This window comes from Arcicella sp. GW458-12-2-14-TSB2 (assembly GCF_059423785.1).
The window spans coordinates 16,746-39,679 of sequence record NZ_JBWKYN010000033.1; the positions used below are offsets into that span (position 1 = coordinate 16,746).

The 22,934-nt window shown below is 36.9% G+C and carries 17 protein-coding genes; 9 read left to right on the forward strand and 8 right to left on the reverse strand.

The genetic code is table 11. The features are described 5' to 3' along the window. Nucleotides 1–21: 21 nt before the first annotated feature. The 8 genes from AC07XN_RS07000 (at nt 22) to AC07XN_RS07035 (ending at nt 11,138) form a co-directional block, all read left to right on the forward strand. Nucleotides 22–1,161, forward strand: coding sequence for a sensor histidine kinase (locus AC07XN_RS07000; protein ID WP_494742522.1), 1,140 nt, complete (start codon nt 22–24; stop codon nt 1,159–1,161). Continuing rightward, nucleotides 1,158–1,886 (forward strand): LytR/AlgR family response regulator transcription factor, encoded by a 729-nt coding sequence (locus tag AC07XN_RS07005; protein WP_494742523.1) that lies wholly within the window; start codon nt 1,158–1,160, stop codon nt 1,884–1,886. The genes AC07XN_RS07000 and AC07XN_RS07005 overlap by 4 nt, the downstream gene beginning before the upstream one ends. A gap of 117 nt (nt 1,887–2,003) precedes the next feature. Continuing rightward, on the forward strand, nt 2,004–3,065 hold the full coding sequence (locus AC07XN_RS07010; RefSeq protein ID WP_494742524.1) for a sensor histidine kinase: 1,062 nt from the start codon (nt 2,004–2,006) through the stop codon (nt 3,063–3,065). Further along, nucleotides 3,062–3,748, forward strand: coding sequence for a LytR/AlgR family response regulator transcription factor (locus tag AC07XN_RS07015; RefSeq protein ID WP_494742525.1), 687 nt, complete (start codon nt 3,062–3,064; stop codon nt 3,746–3,748). Before AC07XN_RS07010 ends, AC07XN_RS07015 begins: the two co-directional genes overlap by 4 nt. Nucleotides 3,749–3,936: 188 nt before the next feature. Continuing rightward, the gene (locus AC07XN_RS07020) at nt 3,937–5,337 is read left to right on the forward strand and encodes a DUF3500 domain-containing protein (protein WP_494742526.1); all 1,401 of its coding nucleotides are present in this window, start codon (nt 3,937–3,939) and stop codon (nt 5,335–5,337) included. Continuing rightward, entirely contained in the window at nt 5,334–6,665 is a 1,332-nt protein-coding gene (locus AC07XN_RS07025; protein WP_494742527.1) for a HupE/UreJ family protein, read from the forward strand. Before AC07XN_RS07020 ends, AC07XN_RS07025 begins: the two co-directional genes overlap by 4 nt. 235 nt (nt 6,666–6,900) lie before the next feature. After that, nucleotides 6,901–7,938, forward strand: a complete 1,038-nt coding sequence (gene pheS / locus AC07XN_RS07030) for a phenylalanine--tRNA ligase subunit alpha (RefSeq protein ID WP_309919374.1) — start codon at nt 6,901–6,903, stop codon at nt 7,936–7,938. A 230-nt stretch (nt 7,939–8,168) separates the two neighbouring features. Next, nucleotides 8,169–11,138 (forward strand): glycosyltransferase family 117 protein, encoded by a 2,970-nt coding sequence (locus AC07XN_RS07035; RefSeq protein WP_494742528.1) that lies wholly within the window; start codon nt 8,169–8,171, stop codon nt 11,136–11,138. 273 nt (nt 11,139–11,411) lie between these two features. Here AC07XN_RS07035 and dnaJ read toward each other — a convergent pair whose 3' ends face one another. The 3 genes from dnaJ to AC07XN_RS07050 all read right to left on the reverse strand — a co-directional run bounded on the left by dnaJ (nt 11,412) and on the right by AC07XN_RS07050 (nt 14,217). Then, the gene (dnaJ, locus tag AC07XN_RS07040; protein WP_309919370.1) at nt 11,412–12,572 is read right to left on the reverse strand and encodes a molecular chaperone DnaJ; all 1,161 of its coding nucleotides are present in this window, start codon (nt 12,570–12,572) and stop codon (nt 11,412–11,414) included. Between the two features lie 81 nt (nt 12,573–12,653). Continuing rightward, nucleotides 12,654–13,256 carry a nucleotide exchange factor GrpE gene (locus AC07XN_RS07045; protein WP_309919367.1) on the reverse strand — a complete coding sequence of 201 codons (603 nt, stop codon included), beginning with the start codon at nt 13,254–13,256 and terminating at the stop codon, nt 12,654–12,656. 58 nt (nt 13,257–13,314) lie between these two features. Beyond that, entirely contained in the window at nt 13,315–14,217 is a 903-nt protein-coding gene (locus tag AC07XN_RS07050; RefSeq protein ID WP_309919364.1) for a DNA-3-methyladenine glycosylase family protein, read from the reverse strand. A 68-nt stretch (nt 14,218–14,285) separates the two neighbouring features. Between AC07XN_RS07050 and AC07XN_RS07055 the strand changes: the two genes are divergently transcribed. Then, nucleotides 14,286–14,798, forward strand: a complete 513-nt coding sequence (locus AC07XN_RS07055; RefSeq protein ID WP_309919361.1) for a methylated-DNA--[protein]-cysteine S-methyltransferase — start codon at nt 14,286–14,288, stop codon at nt 14,796–14,798. A gap of 201 nt (nt 14,799–14,999) precedes the next feature. Here AC07XN_RS07055 and AC07XN_RS07060 read toward each other — a convergent pair whose 3' ends face one another. From AC07XN_RS07060 to AC07XN_RS07080, 5 genes are all read right to left on the reverse strand, one after another. Then, on the reverse strand, nt 15,000–16,169 hold the full coding sequence (locus AC07XN_RS07060) for a class I SAM-dependent methyltransferase (protein WP_309919358.1): 1,170 nt from the start codon (nt 16,167–16,169) through the stop codon (nt 15,000–15,002). Between the two features lie 175 nt (nt 16,170–16,344). Next, a complete protein-coding gene (locus AC07XN_RS07065) occupies nt 16,345–17,589 on the reverse strand; it encodes a DEAD/DEAH box helicase (RefSeq protein ID WP_309919355.1) in 1,245 nt (414 codons plus the stop codon). 173 nt (nt 17,590–17,762) lie between these two features. Beyond that, nucleotides 17,763–19,226, reverse strand: a complete 1,464-nt coding sequence (locus AC07XN_RS07070) for a TolC family protein (RefSeq protein ID WP_309919352.1) — start codon at nt 19,224–19,226, stop codon at nt 17,763–17,765. A gap of 1 nt (nt 19,227) precedes the next feature. Continuing rightward, a complete protein-coding gene (locus AC07XN_RS07075) occupies nt 19,228–20,595 on the reverse strand; it encodes an HlyD family secretion protein (protein WP_309919349.1) in 1,368 nt (455 codons plus the stop codon). Nucleotides 20,596–20,598: 3 nt separating this feature from the next. Next, the gene (locus tag AC07XN_RS07080) at nt 20,599–22,785 is read right to left on the reverse strand and encodes a peptidase domain-containing ABC transporter (protein WP_494742529.1); all 2,187 of its coding nucleotides are present in this window, start codon (nt 22,783–22,785) and stop codon (nt 20,599–20,601) included. Between the last annotated feature and the right edge of the window lie 149 nt (nt 22,786–22,934).

Below are 22,934 nucleotides of genomic sequence, written 5' to 3' on the forward strand. Positions count from 1 at the left end.
CAAGCTATTCTCTTTCATAAAATGTTCAATAACAAGGCTAATATCTTTTCAAAGAACAGTTGGTTTATTAAATATAAACTATACCACATCCCTTTTGGGTTTTTATACCACATCGCTTGGTGGACGCTTACTATCCGTAATTTTAGTGCCGTAGCGAATAATTTATTGAGTAGTGCCTACTCTATCAAATTCTTGTTTTATGTAGTCTTTCAAGCCATTGCGGTTTATTTCAATTTGTTTTACCTGATTCCTCATTACCTTCAAAAAGGCAAGTATGGACTGTATATTTTATTTTTATTACTCGTTGTGCTCAGCACTTCGTGGTTTATTGTCGCGGGTTATTATACCAGTGCTTATCTTTCTGATTTCACCTTCAAAGAACTTTATCAAAAAGAACCCAGTGATTTTATGTTCTTTTTCCTGATCAATGCCCTACCGTCGACGATGGCGAGTACAACCCTTGCGATGAGTATCAAACTGACAAAAAATTGGATTCAATCAGAACGAAAGCAACATGTATTAGAAAAAGAGAAATTGGAAACAGAATTGAAATACCTGAAATCGCAGTTCAATCCTCATTTTTTGTTCAATACCATTAATTCCATCTTTGTATTGATTCATAAAAACCCAGACTTAGCATCTGAATCACTGGCTTCATTTTCAGATTTACTTCGTTATCAACTTTACGAATGCAACGAAAACGAAATAGCCTTGGAAAAAGAATTGTTCTTTCTGAATAACTTTATTGAATTAGAAAGGCTACGGTTGGATGAGAAACAAACTGATTTAAAATTTGAAATCAACAACCATTCCGCTATCGGTCAAACGATTGAACCGTTTATCTTAATGCCCTTTGTTGAGAATGCGTTTAAGCATGTTTCAAAAGGCAAAGGACAACAAAACTACATCAGTATGACGCTAGACATTGATAGTGAGATGGTTCATTTGATGATAGAAAATAGTTTTGTAGTGGCTCAGAAATCAGACAATGGCATGTATGAAAATAGTGGCATAGGGCTAAAAAACGTCATACGAAGACTAGATTTATTATATCCCGAACATTACAAATTAGCTATTAATGAAACTACCGACAGGTATAAAGTGGCGTTAAAGTTGGCATTGAATAAAAAGCAATCTCTAATCCCTCAAACAACCTTATGATGAAATTAACTTGTGTAATCGTAGACGACGAGCCTTTGGCCAGAGAAGGGCTAGCTAAATACGTAGAAGCCATCGACTATCTAACCTTAGTAGGAATGGCTGAAAACCCGTTAGAGTTAGATAAACTGCTAGAAAACGAAAACGTAGATTTGATTTTTTTGGATATACAAATGCCATTTATGAGTGGTTTAGATTTCCTAAAAATTAAAAAAGACTTACCAATGGTGATTATCACCACGGCCTATCAAAACTATGCGTTAGAGGGATTTCAATTTGATGTGATGGATTATTTACTAAAACCCATCACCTTCAACCGCTTTTTTAAAGCTGTTTCCAAAGCCCGTGAATATCAACAATATCGCAATCAAAAAGCGGGCATGATAGAAGAAATTGACCGAAACGATTTCTTCTTTATCAAATGTGACAATAAGTTCGAAAAGATATTCATTAATGAAATACTCTTTATTCAAGCCTTAGAAAACTATGTTTTTATCCAAACCGAAACAAATAAATACATGACCTTGATTTCTTTAAAAGCGGTGGAAGAATATCTTGACAAAAAGCACTTTATCCAAGTCCATAAATCGTATATCATTGCTGTTTCAAAAATAAAGACAATTGAAAACAATGAAATATTCATACAAGGCTTCAAAATTCCATTGAGCAGAAGTTTCAAAGAGCAGGTATTAGACAAAGTTTTGAAGGATAATTTGTTGAGAAAATAATTGCGATTAATAAAGGTCTGGCATCAATACTTTCTAAAATTATAAGCATCTAGAACGCCTATAATCAACAAACTTGTTGCATATTGTGCAAAAGACCATCATAAATAGACTGCTAGCATGAAACAGAAAGAAATTGTATATCATTCATTAGCTATTATTGCTTTTGTATTTTTGCCTGTTTTGTTGTACCCTCATCCGCCCGAAGCCGAAAATGTTCTTTTTGCTTCACCTACCATTCGGGATTTTATTGGCAATGCTTTGATGATGGCTTTCTTTTATATCAATTATTATTACTTCATTCCCAAAATTTATCTTGACAAAAAATACCTGATTTACGGTTGCTTATTGATAGCTTTTCTGTTGTTGATTAGCTGGTTTCCGTCTTTTGTTACGGGCAGATTTTTGCGTGAGGCTAATACTTTTCATCAAGGAGAAATGCCTCCTCCTCCCATGTCAGGACATTTTCCAGCCCATTTCCCACCCAAACCAAGCGAAGGTACTTTTCTTGAGGAAATCAAGCATCATATTTTTGTTTATGGCATCGTAGTGCTTTTTTCCATTTTATTGCATACACGCAACCGTTTACTGAAGACAGAAAATGAAAAATTACAAGCTGAACTCTCTAACCTAAAAGCTCAGATTCATCCCCATTTTTTGTTCAATACGCTGAATAGTATTTATGCGTTGGCGATTCGGAAAGATGATAAAACGCCCGAAACAATCATCAAACTTTCGGAGTTTATGCGCTATCTGCTGAAAGATGCTAATCAACATCAAGTTGCTTTGGAAAAAGAAGTTACCTATATCGAAAACTATATAGATTTACAAAAGTCACGTTTAAGAAATAGCGTTGCTATTGATTATTGGCGTACTGGCAATTTCAACGACAAGCAAATTGCGCCACTTTTGTTGTTCAATTACATTGAAAATGCCTTTAAACATGGCGTAAACCCCGAAGAAAACTCAAAAATTAGCATAAAAATTAGTCTTGTAGACCAACACCTGAGTTTAGAAGTAAAGAATAATATTGTTACGCAAAAAAACACTGAAAATTCGTTGAATATCGGAATGCCCAATACACAAGAAAGACTAGACCTCTTGTATCCTAAAAAATACAGCCTAGCTATTCAGAAAACGGCAGAAACTTATACTGTGCTACTTGATATATTATTAACATGATAAGAGCTATCGCTTTAGACGACGAACAACCTGCTTTAGAAATTATCGATTTCTTTTGTAGCCAAATAGCAGGAATTGAATTACTGAAAACTTTCACCAAAAGTGCCGAAGCCAGATTGTATTTAGAAGAACATCCAGTCGAGTTGATATTCTTAGATATTAATATGCCTGCCATTTCGGGCATAGATTTTTTCAGAAATATTCCTCAAGAAATCATGGTCATTTTCACAACTGCTTTTAGTGAATATGCTGTTGAAGGTTTTGAATTGAAAGCTATTGATTATTTATTAAAACCATTTACGCTCCAACGTTTCCAACAAGCAACCCAAAAAGCCATTGATTTACAGCAATTTTACCTTCAAAATCAACAGCAATATTTATATTTCAGAGTTGACTATGGTTTAGTGAAAGTATTCGTATCAGACATTATTTTTATTGAAGGATTAGACAATTACCTTAAAATTCATCTACTTAACCAAAAACCATTGATAGTAAGAATGACGATGAAAGCTTGTCTTGAAAATCTTTCTAACAATCAATTCGTCAGAGTGCATCGCTCTTTTATTGTGGCAATAAAGCACATCCAATTTGTTAGAAATAAAATGATTTTTATTTCCAAAGAAACAACTTTACCGCTTGGGAATAGCTATGAAGAGGGATTTTTTAACATTTATGGGAAGTAGGAATCATAAGTTTTGAGTTGTGAGCTGTGAGTTTTGAGCTCTTATCTGTGATGAATTTTAAAATAAAGATTAAGACAATAATCTATTTTCACCACAACATTTCCCCTATTCACCACAACAAAGCAATATTCATCCTGTATAATGTGTAATTCTTTTGTAGAAATACAAACAATTAATACATATACTTTATGAAAATGAAATCTCTTTGCTTAGGTTTTTTTAGCTTACTCACACTTTGGGGAGTACAAAGTTGTAAAGAAAGCACCTCTACGGTTACGCCTTCAAGTCCGAGCATTACGACGCTCGATTGTTCATCCACTACTTTTTCAAGCACTGCTACTAGCGGAACTGCGTATTCTGGGACTGCCACGATAGCCTACACTGGTGGAAATGGTGTTGCTTATACAGCAAGTACAGTGACTTCAACAGGTGTTACAGGCTTAACTGCTACTTTATCGGCAGGTACTTTAGCAAGTGGAGCAGGCACTTTGAGTTATTTAATAACAGGCACACCCGCTAGTACGGGAACAGCTGTTTTCGCAATTACTTTAGGTGGACAATCCTGTTCTGTTTCATTAACCGTAGGCACCACTTCTGGAACTGGCGGAACAGGCACTACTACAGGATCAGTCTCTCAAGTGGTAGAATTGGCCAATGCATTCTTAGCTACTTTATCTACTTCACAACAATCATCCGTTGTTTTAGCTTTGAATCTCACTAATGCCAAAAAATGGTCAAACTTGCCTTGTGGGGTGCAATGTCGCCAAGGGTTAGCATTCAGTACTTTAAGTGCTACGCAATTGGCTGCTGCCAAAGCTGTAATTCAAGCCGCTAGTGGTACAACCGCCAATGAAGGATATAGCGAGTTTTTACAAATCAACTCGGCAGATGATGTATTAGGCACAAAATCAAGTGGCGGATATTCTTCTGGTTATTATATCATTGCTTTCTTGGGTACTCCGAGTACGACAGGCAAATGGATGCTACAATTTGGCGGACACCATTATGCCCAAAGTGTTACGTATGAAGCAGGGTCGGTGGTCAGTACTACGCCTTCTCACCAAGGAATTGAACCTAAAAGTTGGACGGCAAATGGTGTAACCTATTCGCCTTTGGCAGAAGAAAGAAATGGAATGGCAAATATGTTGGCATCCTTCACAAGCACTGAATTAGCTGCTGCTAAAATTACCTCTACTTTTTCGGATGTAACAATGGTTCCGGGTTCTACAACCAATACGTTCCCAACGACCAAACTAGGCGTTAAAGTAAGTACGCTTAGTACAACAGCACAAGCCAAAGTATTGGCCGCTATGATGCCTTGGGTGAATGATTTGGATGATGCCTCTGTGATAGCATTCACCAAAATATATTCAAACGAATTAGCTGACACCTATGTGACTTACGCTAGTAATACCAGTGGTACTTCGGGCAATGCTTCTACCTTTTTTACGACTAATACCGACTATGTCCGTATTGATGGGCCGAGTGTTTGGATAGAATTCATTTGTCAAACGGGGGTAGTATATCCTGCAGAAATTCATTATCACAGTGTTTACAGAGACCACAAACGTGATTATATAGGTCTATGATACGTATAAGAGCAACTTTTATCAGCCATTTTTCAAAAAGAAAATGGCTGATAATCAACATCATAACAATGTTGATTATCGGGAATGTATCAAAAACATTGGCACATCAAACGCCGAGTACAGTAGTATTACTTGATGTCAGTCCTAAGCAAGTGGCGGTAGAATTACAATTACCTATTGGAGAATTGAAGTTAGCTTTTGGACGGCCGTTGACTAAAAACCCAGCAAGTATCATTCCCACAATGGGGCCTCAAATCAAAGAGTATTTATTGGCTCATATTCATCCGATGGTAGCAAAAGACCAGCCGTGGATGGTGGAAATAAAAGATATGCAATTGCAAAAAGGCGAGCAAGCATATAGCGGTCCCTTTCAGGAAATTATCGTGCATTTGATACTTACACCACCAGAAGGAGCAGATACGCGTAATTTTATTTTTGATTATGATGTCATTATGCATCAATTAGTCACCCACAGTGCTTTAGTTTTACTCAGAAGCGACTGGGCATCTGGAAAAACCAATACTGAGCCTACAGAAATAGGCGTAATAAGAGTTGATACCAAAACAGCACTGATATATCCTTTAACAATAAATTTAGCAGCAGGCAGTCACTGGAAAGGGTTTGCAGGAATCTTTGCTTTGGGCGAAGAACATATCAAAGAAGGCATCGACCATTTGATGTTTCTATTGGTATTATTGTTGCCGATTCCTTTAAGTTATGCTAAAAAAAGATGGGGTAATTATCGTTCGGTTCGAATCAGTTTAGTACAAATTTTGAAAGTAGTTACTGCTTTTACGATTGGGCATTCGATAACACTTTTAATGGGTGCGATGGCTTGGGTTATTTTGCCTAGTAAATGGATTGAAATCTTGATTGCTTGTTCTATTTTGGTTTCGGCCATTCATGCTATCCGCCCCATCTTTGCAGGCAAAGAAATGTTTATTGCATTGGGTTTTGGCTTGATTCATGGGCTTGCTTTCGCCAATACTTTAATTGATTTACACCTTGATACCGTCAGTATGCTTTTAAGTATTTTGGGGTTCAACTTAGGTATCGAAATAATGCAATTGTGGATAATTTTGTTATGCATTCCGTGGATAATTATCCTTAGCAGAACACCTTATTATTCAATTTTCAGAATATCCAGCGCCATATTGGCAGGTATTGCAGCCATTGCTTGGGTAATAGAAAGATATTCACAGCAAGTAAATTTTATTAGCACTTTCATGAATAAAAGCCAAGTATATTCATTTGAAGTGTTGTTGGTATTAATAGGAGTCTCACTAACTCTTTTCTTACAAAAGAAAATATCCGTACTCATGGCATGACTTAACAAACCATCAAGAACTATCACAATTACTGTTAGCCATGCCATGAGTTTTTATAGTCTGGTAGTATCTTTTAAACAGCCCTCAAATTGACAAATAGCTAAATTTGTCAATTTTTTTTGCCCTCTAAGTACGAATAGTGTAATTTTGTACATCTTCAAGAAACAATCACTCAAAATTCTTTAAGATGCCAACGTAAACAACCACTTTGGCTCACAGCATTCAATACCGATAAATGCAAGATAAGATTAACAACATACATCAGCAAATTGCTGATTTTCAGCTTTCCACGAAGGAACAACTTGAAGCTTTCCGTATCGCTTATGTAGGACGCAAGGGCGTGATTGGCGAACTTTTTGATGAGCTTAAGAACGTTGCACAAGAAGAACGCCGTGCAGTAGGACAAGCATTGAATACTTTGAAAGATGCTGCTCAGACCAAATTCAACGAATTTCAAGCATTGATTGAAGCTAGTTCTGAAAAATCAGTGGCGATTGAATTTGATTTAACACTCCCAAACGTTCCTTTTGAAAACGGAAGTATTCACCCGCTTACTTTAGTAAGAGCCCGCATCATCGAAATCTTTGCTAAAATGGGTTTCAATGTTTCGGATGGCCCTGAGATAGAATCTGATTTTTATAATTTTACGGCATTGAATTTTGCCGAAAATCACCCTGCGCGCGAAATGCAGGATACGTTCTTTATTGAGAAAAAAGGCGGAAACGTAGCAGATGATATTTTGTTAAGAACACATACATCCAACGTACAGATTCGTTTGATGCAAAACCAAAAACCCCCTTTGCGTTCTATCATGCCGGGGCGTGTGTACCGTAACGAGGCTATTTCTGCCAGAGCTCACTGTTTGTTCCATCAGGTAGAAGGTTTGTATGTTGATAAAAACGTGGGTTTTAAAGACTTGAAAGATACCCTTTATTATTTTGCCAAAGAGATGTTCGGACAAGATACTAAGGTTCGTTATCGTCCTTCATATTTCCCTTTTACTGAACCTTCGGCTGAAATTGACATTACTTGCCTCATCTGTAAAGGCAAAGGTTGTAATGTTTGTAAATACTCTGGTTGGGTAGAAATCGCAGGTTCTGGAATGGTTGACCCTAACGTGTTGGAACAATGTGGTATTGATTCTCAGGAATACACAGGTTTCGCTTTCGGAATGGGTATCGAGAGAATCACAATGCTGAAATATCAAATCAAAGACTTAAGATTATTCACTGAAAATGATGTGAGATTCTTACGTCAGTTTGAAGGATTATAGACTATTTGTTAATATGCTTAGAAAAGACCTGTAAAATCAGGTCTTTTTATTTTATATAAGTCAATAAAATTCAGCTACTTCTTAGCAGAATTAACACATTTTAACAGCCCTACCCTCTTCAAGCCAATCTTATTTAGTATTTTTGAATTCAAATTTGTCTTTTGCTAACGTTGATAATCATTTTTTACTGAAAAAACAGTATCAACAAACAACCGATAACGTACCCCTCAATGAACAATTTTAAAAAAATCAACAATCTCATAGGCTGGATTGTATTTGCTATTTCATTATTTGTCTTCACCGCCACAGTTGAACGCACTGCTTCCTTCTGGGATTGTGGAGAGTTTATCGCCTGTGCTTTTAAACTTCAAGTGCCGCACCCTCCAGGAGCACCCCTATTTTTATTGTTGGGTAGAATGTTCTCGTTATTGGCTGGTTCAGATACTACCCAAGTAGCATACTGGGTAAATATGATGTCAGTATTATCAAGTGCTTTGACGATATTGTTTATGCACTGGACGATTGTGTTAATCGGACGTAAGGTTTACAACAAAAAATTTGAAGAGCTTTCAAAAGGCGAAGCCATTACTTTATTAAGTGCTGGTGTGATTGGTTCATTGGCTTATGCGTTCTCAGATACTTTCTGGTTCTCGGCTGTTGAGGCAGAAGTATACGCTATGTCGTCGTTCTTTACTGCTTTGGTAGTGTGGGCGGCTTTCAAATGGGAAATTATCGAAGATGAAGCTACAGCAAACCGTTGGTTGATTTTGATTGCTTATATCGTTGGACTTTCAATCGGTGTTCACTTACTGAACTTGGTTACTGTTCCTGCTTTGGCATTGTTATATTATTTCAAAAAATATCCTACTCCTACTTTCGTAGGAGGTATCATTTCATTAGTCATTGGTTTATTAATCCTAGGAGTTATCAACTCTGCTATTATTCCGGGTATTCCTTCGATGGCTTTCAAATTCGAGTTATTATTTACGAATGGTTTCGGATTGCCTTATGGTACTGGTGCAATTTTCTTCATCATTGCTTTGGTAGGTGCTATCGTTTGGGGGATTTTATATTCTATCAAAAAACAAAAAGTTACCCTTAATATTTCATTGCTTTCGTTGGTATTTGTATTGATTGGATATTTATCTTATAACTTAGCTTTTGTGCGTTCTACGTTCAATACGCCTATTAACGAAAACGACCCAAGCAATATCTTGAATTATGTAAAATACCTGAAACGTGAACAATACGGAGAGCGCTCATTATTGTATGGTCCGATTTATACAGCTACTGTTGAAAGTGTAGAAAAAGGCGCTCCTGTTTACAAAATGAAAGATGGTAAGTATGAGGTATATGATTATAAGCAAAAGCTAATCTATTCTAAGGATGGACAAATGTTGTTGCCTCGTGTTTACAGTAGTGTTCCTCAGCATATTCAGTTGTACGAAGAAATCTTGGATTTAGCACCGGGTGAAAAACCAACTTTTATAGACAACATGAAATTTATGTTCAAAAAACAAATGGGACATATGTACATGAGGTATTTACTTTGGAATTTTGTTGGTCGCGAGAGTGATATTCAAGATGCTGGTGTAATCGATTATACTCGCTCAGGCGAACTTCCTGAATTACTAGCCCACAATAAAGCACGCAACAACTATTTCTGGCTACCACTGATTTTAGGAATATGTGGTTTTGTATTATTAGTACGCAAAAACGAAAATGACTTCTTAGTAACTACATTAATGTTCTTACTGACAGGTTTAGCACTGGTTGTTTTCTTGAACTCTCCGCCAGTTGAACCTCGCGAGCGTGATTATATTTATGTTGGTTCGTTCTATTTCTTTGCTATCTGGATTGGTCTAGGCGTAATCCAAGTGGCTGAATGGCTAAGCAAATTCTTAAAGAATGGCTTAGTTGCTGGTACTGTAGCTACTGTAGTAACGGCTGTTGTTCCTGTGATTTTAATTCAACAAAACTGGGATGACCACGACCGTAACCACCGTTACCACCAAATAGATTTTGCTAAAAACATGTTGAATTCATGTGCACCAAATGCAATCTTATTTACTGGTGGTGATAACGATACATTCCCATTATGGTATGTTCAAGAGGTAGAAGGCTATCGTACTGACGTGCGTGTTTGTAACCTTTCATTATTAGGAACAGACTGGTATATCGACCAAATGAAGCGTAAAACGTATGATTCGCAGGCACTTCCTATTTCTTTACCTAAAGACCGTTTCTTGGAAGGTTTGAACGAGCAAATCATGTATTACGAAAATCCGAATGTAAAAACGGGTATCAACTTGCTTGAATATTTGAAATTAGTAAAAGATGATAATCAAGCCATTAAAGTACCTTTAACGGATGGCTCAATGATTAATACGTTGCCGACCGAAAACCTATTTTTACCAATCGATGTTGAAGCAGTTAAAAAAGCAGGATTCGTTCCAAAAGATATGGAGCCGTACTTGACAAATCAAATGGCTTGGTCAACAGGTAAAGGTGGTATCATGAAGCCTGAGCTTATTCAGCTAGACTTGATTGCCCAAAATGCAGCAACTGGATGGAAACGCCCAATTTACTTTGCTACTACGTTGCCTTCTGCAAGTTATTTGAACTTGAAAGAATATATGCAATTAGAAGGCTATGCTTACAGATTGATGCCTTTCAAAGTGCCTGAGGCAAAGGATGGTTTTGTAAATACTGACATTATGTATAATAATATGACAAAGAAGATGTTCTGGAGAGATTTGGATAATCCTAAAACATATTATCATTCAGATTTCTATTTAGAAGTTCCTGTAGTAACGGCTCGTTTAGCTTTCTTACGTTTAACAGACCAATTGGTTCGTGAGGGTAAATTAGACAAAGCTAGAGCTGCTTTAGACTATTGCTTGAAAGTAATGCCTGATAAAACGATTCCTTATGATCAGCTTTCGGCAAATTTTGTAGCCTTATACTTAGCTGCTGGCGATAAGAAAAAAGGATTAGAAATGGCTGAAACTATCATGAACAGAAATAATAAGGCCTTGGATTATTACTTACTCGACAAAAAGAATAGCGACGGTAGACAAATTCAGACAAACCTTTATGAGATGCAAATTATCATTGAGGGTGTGAAAAATGCTAAATTGCCTGAAGCTGCTAAGTACCAAGCGATGTTTGATAAGCAAATGGCGAAGGCGAATTCTTAGGTTTTGTATAGACTTTAGGACTTGAAGATTTTCTTTTAGACTTTAAGATGATGGACTTTAGGACTTGAAGACTTTAGAAATTAGACATTAGATTTTAGACTTTTTTAGTCTTGGTTTTTATTAAAATAAAAATCCCCTTACTCATCGCTGAATAAGGGGATTAATATTAAAAAACCTAAGACTAAAAATCTAAAATCTTCAAGTCCTAAAGTCCAAAATTCCTCAAGTCCCAAAGAAAATCTTCAAGTCCTAAAGTCCAATAATCCTAAAGTCCTAATTAAAAAAATCCTTCATCTTTTCAAAGAAATTCTTGTCGCTTTTGCTTGGTTTTGGTTGAAAGTTTGGAGAAGTTCTGAACTTCTCTAGCTGTTCAGTTTCTTCACGGCTAAGCGTCTTAGGCGTCCAAATATTCACGTGGATTAGTTCGTCACCCACGCCATATCCATTCAACTCTTTGATACCTTTTCCTTTTAAACGAAGAATCTTACCTGCTTGTGTTCCCGCATCAATCGTTATACGTGCTTTACCGCCGATTGTTGGTACTTCTACAGAAGTCCCTAAAGCCGCATCAGCAAAATTAAGGTATAAGTCATAGATTACGTTAGTACCATCACGGTGTAATACTTCATCAGCTTCTTCTTCGATAACGATTAATAAATCGCCAGCCACCCCACCACGAGGAGGTACATTTCCTTTGCCCGTCATAGACAACTGCATACCTTCGGCTACACCAGCAGGAATTTTGATTGGAATAACTTCTTCTTCTAGTACTCTACCTTCACCAAAACACACCTCACAGCGCGTTTTAATCATCTTACCCTCACCATTACAAGTAGGGCAAGTAGAAGTAGTCACCATTTGTCCAAGCATAGTCTGCTGAACACGACGCACTTGTCCAGAACCACCACAAGTCTGGCACGACTGTAATTCAGTACCGTTCTTAGCACCGCTTCCGCTACAAGGCTTACAGGTAACATGGCGTTTTACTTTTATTTTCTTTTCAACACCGTTGGCTACTTCTTCAAGGTTCAATTTAAGTTTGATTCTTAAATCAGACCCTTTTCTAGTTCTACGGCCTTGTTGCTGACCGCCCCCATTGAAGAATCCACCAAAAGGATTGTTATCACCAAAAATATCTCCAAACTGGCTGAAGATATCATCCATATTCATTCCTCCGCCATTAAAGCCGCCACCTCCGCCAGCAGCTCCGCTCATTCCTGCATGACCGAAACGATCATACTGAGCTTTTTTCTGAGCGTTTGATAACACTTCATACGCTTCAGCGGCTTCCTTGAATTTCTCTTCAGCTACTTTATCCCCAGGGTTTTTATCTGGGTGATACTTGATAGCCATCTTCCGATAAGCCTTTTTTATTTCATCTTCCGAAGCTGACTTAGAAAGTTCTAATACCTCGTAATAATCTCTTTTTGCCATCTTTTCTAATCAATGAATTGAGTAATTAAGCAGAAAACCATCCAATATTTTATGGATTACAACATTACTCTGATAATATTTTTAGTTTGCTACAACAACTTTTGCAAAGCGAATCACTTTTTCGTTCAAATAATATCCTTTTTCCACTACATCAAATACTTTCCCTTTGTCTTCTTCTGTAGGAGCTGGGAATTGTGTAATTGCTTCGTGCACATCTGGGTTAAATACTTGTCCTTTAGCATCCATTGGTTTTAAACCTTTAGTAGCCAAAGTATTACTTAATTTATTGAATATCAATTGGATTCCTTCAGAAATCTCTCCTTCTTGTGCGTTAGCAGTTGCTCTTTCAATATCATCAATTACTGGAATAATATCTACAATTACTTTCTCTGATGCCGACTGAATCATTTCCAATTTCTCTTTCGCAGTACGTTTACGGAAATTATCAAAATCAGAATATAGGCGTAAATATTTATCTTTCAACTCCGCTATTTCTCCTTGAAGTTTTTCAGTTTCAGAAATTTCCACTGTTTCTTCAACAACTGCCTCTATATTTTCAGAAACATTGTCAGTTTCTTGGTTCAACGCTTGTTCTTCTGTCTGTAATTCTTCTTTATTTTCCATTTTCAATATACTTTTCGCTTTATTTTTATACTTCCCTAATACTGTCAAAAGTTTTGCCATTTGTTGGTTTCTGTCAGATTGACAGTTTTTGAATTAACAAAGTTACAGTTTTTTACGCTCAAATTGATTGAATTGCCTTATTCTTCACAGCTAAACTTCGCCAGAGGTAAAAAACAGTATAGGCTTCCCACTTTTCAAAGCCTTTGAAAAAGGTTTCTAAGTCTGCCCTTAAAGGTTTTTTAGGCAAACCTTTCAACGCATTCAAGGCATTATACAACCCTACATCTCCGTAAGTTACACATTCTAAACGCTTTAACGACTTCATCAAAGCATAATTTGCCGTCCACTCCCCTATTCCTCTGATAGCCACTAGTGCTTTGATAGCCTCTGCTGTTGAAAAGCCTTCCAACATGGTTTTTGACAGTGTTTTCTCTGAAAAAGTACGGGCAATCTCCATTAAATACTCTGCTTTTCGGGTCGAAAATTGCATATTTCTAAGTTCTTCAACCGTCAGTCTAGCAATTATTTCGGGTTTGGGAAAAAGATAAAAGTCTTTGCCTTCATAAGTTTGTTTATAACCATACGTCTCCGTCAATCTACGTTTGAGCTTATACGCAAAACTAAGATTAATTTGCTGTCCAATAATCGACCAACATAAGGCTTCAAACAAATCAGGAATACCCAATAGTCGTAAGCCGTGATAGTCTGTAATCATATAAGCTAAGTCGTCGTCCTTGGCTAATAGCTGATAAAATGGCATTAAATCTCGTTCTAAATCAAACCATTCTGTCACAAAATGGCAGATTTCATCTTTGGCACATTCCCCTGTTAATACATCTATCTGCAAATGATTGTCGAGTGCTTTAATTTCAATTAAAGTTGGTTTTTCATGAATAGAAAGCAGTTTCAAAACAGAATTTTCCCGAACTTCGTGTAGGCAATCATCATAGTTTCTATCTAAAAACCATAAGCATTCTTGAAAAGAAAACTGTGGAGGAACAGGAAGGAAGATTTGATTCATGTTTTTATTGCAAAATACTGAATTGTTTTCTTCAAATAAAAACCAAACCTTGCTAATCATTCGCAAATATGAGTACTGAAATTTTTACAAAATACATAGATTCCCCCCTCGGCCAGCTTGAAGTGTCTGCTACAGAAACCTACCTTACATCTATTCTTTTTGTAGAAACACAAAAAAAGCCTAGTCCACGCAAAGAAGCTACTTTGTATGTTCCTGCCATCATTGAAACGTATCAGCAACAAATACAGGAATATTTTGATGGCACTCGCAAGGATTTTGACATTCCCTTTCAACACGAAGGTACTGATTTTCAGAAATCTGTTTGGGAGAAACTAGTAACAATTCCTTACGGCAAAACGATTTCGTATTTAGAGCTTTCAAGAAGGATTGGCAACGAAAAAGCCATTCGTGCGGTTGGAACTACGAATGGTGCAAACAAATTTAATATTATCGTACCCTGTCATAGAGTAATTGGTGCGAATGGGTCGTTAGTTGGTTATGGCGGTGATTTATGGCGGAAAAAGTGGCTATTAGAACATGAAGCCAAACATACAGGAAATTATCAGACTAGTATGTTTTGATTTTTTGTATTTTTTACCCGCTGATTTACAGAGATTATTTCATTTAAAATCTCCATCATCTGCAATTTTAAAATCAGCGTTAATCTGCGGGAAATATTTACCCGCTGATTTAAGGAGATTTATACGCTGATTATTCTTGTTAAAAATCTCCATCATCCGCGCTTTAAAATCAGCGAAAATCTGCGGGAAATATTTCTCCTCCTATCTACTACAAACAATAACAATCTTCTGATTTTGGGCATCGGTAGTTGCAAAAAGATAATCATCCCCCCCTTCATTCAGTTTCAATTTTTCTCTGATTTGTTTTACAGTCAAAGGGAAATTTCTGATGGTGATATTTGCTTTGTTTCCTGTGATATGTTTTACAATTTCCTTTTTATCTAATTTGCACACTGCCTTTATTTGAAAAGTCCTGCCCTGAAAATCATTGACTAATTTCTCAGAAGTATAAAGATGACTATGCGGAGCTATTTTCTGCAAGCCAAATTGTTGAGCAACCATTCTAAAAGCACCCGATTTTAAAATAGCCGAATTAGGTTCATACAAAAAATGTTGTGGACTACTAAAACCAATCATAGCCGTTTTTTCCTCCGACTTCTGAAAGGTAAAAACGTGTTGCTCAGTTGACTTTCCTTCGGAAAAATGACCTTGTTTCAGAAAATTAATAGCGGTGATATTGGCTTCTGCATGGTAGTCTTTTTGCAGATAAAATAAAATTTCTTTTACCTCATTTTCCACAGCAACGATATATACGTTCGATACATTTTTTAATTCCAATATGGCTAAATCAATATCCAACATAGGTGATACCTTCAAGAGTACGTTATCAGTTCTTTCAAAAATCAAACTTTTGATTTCCAATATATTAGGCTCACAGTCTTGTAGTTTTACCACTTTGTTTCCCGTATCATCTCGCCTATGTGGGTCAAGGTAAATCCATGAAAACTTTGTTTCGTTCGCTTTCAACCAAGTTTCAGAATTGCCTTCAATAAATTGTATGTTCTCAATACCAAGTACCTGATAGTTATGCTGAGTAACTTTCAATAACTCATTATTCTGTTCAGCATAAAAAGCTTTGTTGAAACCTTTACTCATGTAGGCAAGGTCTATTCCCATACCCCCCGTTAGGTCTAGCAGGGTTTCTCCTTTTACCAAACTTGCTTTAAATTTAGCCGTAATTTCAGAAGAAGATTGTTCTAGCGACAGCATTTTGGGGAAGAAAACATCAAGGTTTTCTGTCCATTCAGGCAATTTGTTTTTAGCTTTTTGTCTAGCCTGAATTTGCGCTACTAGATAAGGAATATTGAGGGTAGGAAAACGCTTTGCTTGTAAAAGTAACTGATTTACATCATCATGAAGATGCGTTTGCACAAAGCGTTTTTCTAATTCTGTGAGTATATATGTTGAAGCCGATTCTATAGTTTTATCATTTAAACTACAAAATTACGTTTCAGCAGTGACATTTTAAGAAATGATAGGTGTTTTTCTAATAATTATACTAATTTGATTTAGCCAGATTAACTTTACTAATGCTTAAAATTCTCCTTTAGCTTATATTATTAGATTGCTCTTTTTTATCAAACTTCTTCTTTTTCTTAAATGGCTTTTTCTTGAAACCATTTGCATTTACTCTTTTATTAGGTTGATATACTGGGGCATCACCCATTCCTTCTGGCAATGGCGTTTTAGGAATTTCTCTTCCTATCAAAGCTTCTATCGCAGCAAATTTCTTCTGGTCTTTATCATTGATAAAAGTAATGGCTACACCTGTGGTAGCTGCACGAGCCGTCCTCCCGATTCTGTGGATATAATCTTCAGGGTCGTTTGGTGTATTAAAATTAACCACTAAACTAATGCCCTCTACATCTATTCCTCTTGAAAGAATATCTGTTCCAATCAAAATGGGCAAAGATTTACTTTTGAACTCTCTCAGAATCTCTTCCCTTTCCTTCTGATCTAAATCAGAGTGAAACGCCTTGGCTTTCAGTCCAGTTTGTCTAAGTTCTTTGTCTAACTGTTTTACGTTTTCTTTCGTTGAAGCAAAAATAATAACACTAGTATATTTGCCTTCTTCCAAAAGATGTGTCAACAATTTTATTTTCTGTATATCATACACCAAATACGCTTGTTGCGAAATGCCTTCTGATGGTTTAGAAATAGAAATATTTACCTGTTCTGGATTATTCAGAATGGTGTTAGCCAACAACCTGATTTTAGGAGGCATCGTCGCCGAGAAGAGAATCGTTTGGCGGTCAGCAGGGAGATACTTGATGATTTTGATAATATCATCATAAAAACCCATATCCAACATCCTATCGGCTTCGTCCAGAATCAAATGTTTTAAATGAGAGAAGTTTATCTTTCCCATTTGTAACAAAGCAATTAGCCTTCCGGGGGTAGCTATGATGATTTCTGCACCATCTTCCAGTGCTTTTCTTTGCTGATTCCAAGCAGCGCCATCACCTCCGCCATATATCGAAATAGAGCTGATACCCGTAAAATAACCCAAGCCTTCTACTTGTTGGTCTATTTGCGTGGCAAGCTCGCGAGTAGGCGAGATAATCAGCGTATTGAGGTGCCTCTGTTTATCAGGGGTATTGATAATCTTATGCAAAGTGGGCAACAAAAAAGCAGCAGTCTTGCCTGTTCCAGTCTGAGCACAGGCAATTAAATCTTTATTTTGAAGAATCAGCGGAATAGCCTGTTCTTGTATTGCAGTTGGTTTGGTATAACCCATCGACTCTAGGCCGTCTAAAAGCTTTGAATCAAAGTTGAAATCTTGAAATGTCAATTTATATTAGTTTAAATTTTGCTCGTCTAACAAGGATTATATTGAACTTGTTGGCGCTAAAGTAAAGTATTTTAGCATACAGAACGAACAAACGTTGATGTTCAATTTTGAAAAGATAGCTAAAATTTACGACAAATACAAATTGACAATCCAAAGGATTTCTATCAATAAATTTAAAGCAAGTCTGGAAGTCCAGCCGTATAAGCTAAATTTGCCAGTGCTTTCTCGTATTTACTCTTCAACGATTCTACTTTTATGCGCATATCAATCAGTTTACTTTCGCGACTGTTAATCAAGAATAAAGTACTTTCACCTATTTCAAATTTCCGTTGTTCGGCTTTCGTTAATAGTTCTTGGTTCTTGGCGGCATCTTGCTGAATACGTAACTGACGTTCGTAGTTTTTCACTTCGTTATAAGCTGCATACACATCATTCATGATTTCACGGCGTGCCAGATTCAATTCAAAACCTGTACTCAATTGCTTGATTCTGATTTGCTGTAGCTTCCCTCTTTCTTTTCTGAGGAACAGAGGCATTACAAACTCAAAGCCCAACTTATGGTTATTGGTAGAAAAGGAATTTTCGTAAGAATAAGCAGGATTTGAGCTAAAGCTATCTGCAATAAAATTGAAATTAGCATTCAGCGTAGGCTTTAGCATTTCCCTTCTAAACTTTTCTTCAATCCCTAATTGCTGGATTTTCAAATCGTATTTCTGAATTTCAGGGTGTCTTGATTTCGCCTGACTAATCAAACCTTGAAGGGTAGTTTCATCTACTTTTATCACTGCCGACGCTGGCGGAAATGCATTCTCGGGCAATTCAAGCGGATTTTCTTTATCATCCCACAGATAGTTTGACAACGCCAACCTAGTGTTCTGTAAATCTACCTGCGCTTGCTCTAAAGCTACTTCACGGTCTTGTAAAGTAATCTTAGCTTCCACAGAATCTATCGTGGCTTGTTCGCCTACTCGCGAACGTTCGCGAGTAGCGATAAATCTTTGGTTTGCCAAATCGTAGCCTTCTCGCACAAATTGTAATTGTTGATGGCTGAACCACCATTCCCAATAGCTTTTGGCAGCATACAAGATGGTTTTGTTAATCAACTTTTGGCGTTCTGCTTCGGCAATGTTCTTGGCTAAATTAGCTTGCTTCAACGTATTTCTTCGGGCATCAATCACCAAGCCTTGACCAATCGGCACGCTTAAACCAGCTACAATAAGTCGGGAAGACTCTTCTGCCAACAGTTTCTTACCACTGCTTTGGTCGTAACCTACTTTGAAATCTACGCCTGTCCAAGTAGGAATTTTTAGGGCGTTGTGCCAACGGTTATAATAATCATCCCCTTTAAAAGCCTTTCTGTCAAAATCCGATGATAGCTTCGGATCGAAAGCCCCTCTGGCTTGCATAATTTCAGCATCAGCATCAGCCAAGTACAAATTAGCTTGTTTTACGGTTGGATGATTCTTTAAAACCAAACTTTTAAAATCTTCATAACTAAATGTTGCCTGTGCCTTAGCATTGCTTAACGCACTCATTAATAGAATAAAGACGTATATGGTATAAAATCGTGGTGTTGAAAAACCTTTCCTATCAAAAGCATTAGATTGATGAACACCACTAATTATTGTATGTTTCATTTTACTTTGCTTTTTTATGATTTAAAGCTCCTTCAGGCTCTTGTTTTAATGTTGGTGGGAAAGCATTCAGTTGACGCCAGATTTCATACCAAACTGGTACGTCGTCGAGCATTACCCAACCTGCTACGCCCGAACCCATTCTTAATTGCTTTGGCCATTTTTGTTCACCTTTCGCAATTTTAGGGACAATCAGCAATCTGTATTCGCCTTTTGTATTATCTATTCTATCGATTACTTTGACAATCCCGCCAAAAGTACCTACCGTAGCCGATGGCCAACCTGAGAATACCAATGATGGCCAACCTTCAAATTGTAAACGTACTTCACGCCCTTCGGTAATGAGTGGCACATCCATTGCTTTGACATACAATTCAACAGCCATTGCTGGATTGAAAGGTTGAAGAGTACAGATAGATTCGCCTTCTTTAATGTTTTCGCCGATACCTGCTTTTAAGGCACGCACTACGTAGCCTTCTTGGGGTGCTTTGATATAATATTGATTTCTACGAATATCCACATTGGTAATTTTATTACTCAATTGTGAAATTTCATACTGACCAGCTGCCAAAGATGAATATGCAGAACTTCTATCAGACTCAGCTTTGGCTATTTTCTCAGCGTATTCAGCACCAATAGAATTGAGTTCTATTTGGGCATTGGTTAATTCTTGGCGAGAAATCGCTAATTTATTTTGCGTAGAAACCAACTTAGTTCTTGTTTCCTGCAATTTTAATTTACGCGATTCTAGTTCGCTTAGCGAAACCAACCCACCGTTTTTATACTGGTCTTCGCCCCTATCATACCTTGTTTGTGCAATATTAAATTGTACTTGTTCCGCTATTACATCCGTGCTATCAGAAGTTACTTTCAGAAAGCCTTGCTTTACTTTGTTTCTGGCTTTTTGTAAACTAAATTTCTGGTTTTGCTCTAGTGCTACAATCTGCTGTGATAAGGCATCAATTTTGGCTTGGTAACTAGCAAGCCCAGCTTTTTTGGCGGTTAATTGTTCTTGCAAACGTGAAGGCAGGTTTGGGTCGAAATAATCATCCTTCGTTTCTGAAATCACCAATAAGGTATCGCCCTTTTCTACTAAATCGCCTTCTTTTACTAGCCATTCTTCTATCCTTCCTGATATTATATTTTGCACATTCTGTGGTCTATCTTTAGGCGTAAAAGCCGAAATATCACCTTTGCCCGTAACGTTCTGTTGCCAAGGCAAAAATAATATCAACAATAAAATCACTACGATAGCCATCAGCCAACGTTTCAGAATTACTGCCGAACGTGGTGTATGCAAGGTATTAAGCGAGTGCAATTCAAATTGCTCGTTTACCTGCTTACTGATACTTTGTTTTGATAAATTTAACATATCTTAATCTATAGCTTCTTGAAAGTTGATGTCTTTGATTAAATCTTGGTATCTGCCTTGTAATACAATTTCGCCTTCGTTCAATACGATTACTTTGTCACAAGCAGCCATTACCATAGGGTCGTTTGAAATGGTAAGGAGTGTCCAAGGATTGGCTTTATCCGTTAAAAACGCAATTGTTTTCAGCCTTTCTGCCTTATGCAATTCTCGGTAAATATCCGTAATCATCAATAGTTGAGGTTTCTCTACTACGCATCTAGCTACTGAAATTTTAGCGATAAAGCTTTCTGAAAAACGTTTCCCTCCCGCAATCATCGGCGTATTTAATCCATCAGGCAATTCAGCAATAAAATCACTTAAATTCAAACTATCCAAAGCCCACTTTACATCACTAAATTTGACACTAGAGCGACCCATAGCGATATTATCCAACAGCGAACCATCAAAGATGGCATCTAGGGCTAAGTTTCTTTCGATGGCATCTCTGATTGAATCTAATTTCACGTCTCTGATAGACATCCCGTTGTAAGTAATGCCTCCTTCAAAATCAGTGAAAATAGCTGAAAGTATCTTTAATAATGTTTCTTTCCCCGAGCCATTCGTTCCTGTGATACAAATGCTTTCTTTAGGCTTGATTTCTAAATTAAGTTTTTTTAATACGTGTTTCCCTCCACCAGGGTAACGGTAGCTCAAATCTTTTAATTTAATTTCAAGTCCTTTAGGGTTTTCATGAAAATCAATATTCAAACCCGTTTGGCGTTCTAAAGGTAAATCGGTAACAAAACCTATTTTCTCTACGGCTGTTAATAAGTCAAAAACGGTATCAGCACCAGAAATTAATTTTTCTACAGAGTTTACCACCAAGACAATGATAATTTCAGAAGCGACAAATTGCCCCAAAGAAATTTGTCGGTCTATTACCAAAGAAGTTCCTAGAATCAACAAAACAGCCGTAACAAAGGTCTTGAAGAAAACAGCATTGCTATACAATATCAATAGTACCTTGAAGTGTTTTTTACGATATTTCAGGTAATTATTCACCAAGTAATCCATTCTTTGCATTGGCAAATTGGTAGAACCTGCTGATTTGAAGGCGTATAATGTACGGGCAATATCTTCTAACCACTGGGCGACTTTGTATTTGTATTTCGATTCAGCCAAGCTAGTTTCCATCCCTTTGTCTGCATTCAGATACACTACAAAAGTGACGATGGCGATAGTCAGCAAACCAAATGCAATAAAGTAAGGGTGGTATAACGATAATAGAATCATGCCGAAGAGAATCTGAATTAAGGCGGCAGTAATATCGATTAATACTTTGGGGAGAGCTTTTTGAACATTCAGAATATCAAAAAAGCGGTTCATTAATTCTGGGGCGTATGAGCCTAATAATGCTTCTGATTTTACTCTGGGGATTCGATAAGTAAATTCAAAAGCGGCTTTGGCAAAAACTCTTCTTTGCAGTACTTCAACCAAGGTTTGTTGATATATCTGTAAAATTCCAGTGATAACAACCCCTAATATTACTACCGTTATTAATACATAAACCGAACTAAAAACTAACCCGCCAGATACTAAGCCTATAATAGCCTGAATACCCAAGGGCAGGGTTAAACTAATCATCCCTACTACGATGGCATAAATATAAATGTATCCGATGTCTTTACGTTCAGCTTTTAGCATCCTGAACAACCGCTTGGTCGGGCTCATCTGTTCTGGTGCTGTAGCATTGTCAATGTTTTCGAGCGGATACACAATCAAAAATCTCACTTTGCCATTTTGTGTACTATCGGCATGATTATTGATTTTGACAGGCTGGAAAGCTTGGTTTTCAGAGATTTCCTCTACATCCTGATTATCGACAAACTGATAAAATTGAGGTTTATTGTCTTTTAGTTTTCTGGCAGCAAAAATGATTTTAATAGGATCTTCGCTTTCATCAAAAAAAATTACTGGATGTTTGTTCCCTCTGAGGAGTTCTGGGAAATCTTGCGCGCTGGCATAATTTTCTACTACTAAGAATTGTTGTTTACGGGCAGCTTGAGTCAGCGCATTAACAAATACATCAATTTCATTAGCACTAAAGGTTTTTAGTTTTGAAAGAGGCGATTGGTAAGCGAAGTTATCAAAATCAGTACCGTAAAACTCGGTTAGTTTCTTAACAATAAGGCTTAACTGAGTGGATTGCATATGTTTTGTGTTTGAATGTGGGTAATATTATAGTTCTTAAATAAAGAAATAACATCTAATTAATTGTTCTAACAACAAAATTAATTGCTTTGTTTAGAAAAATTCTAAATAAATTGACAAACGGTCGATATCAGTATTAAAACTAAGAT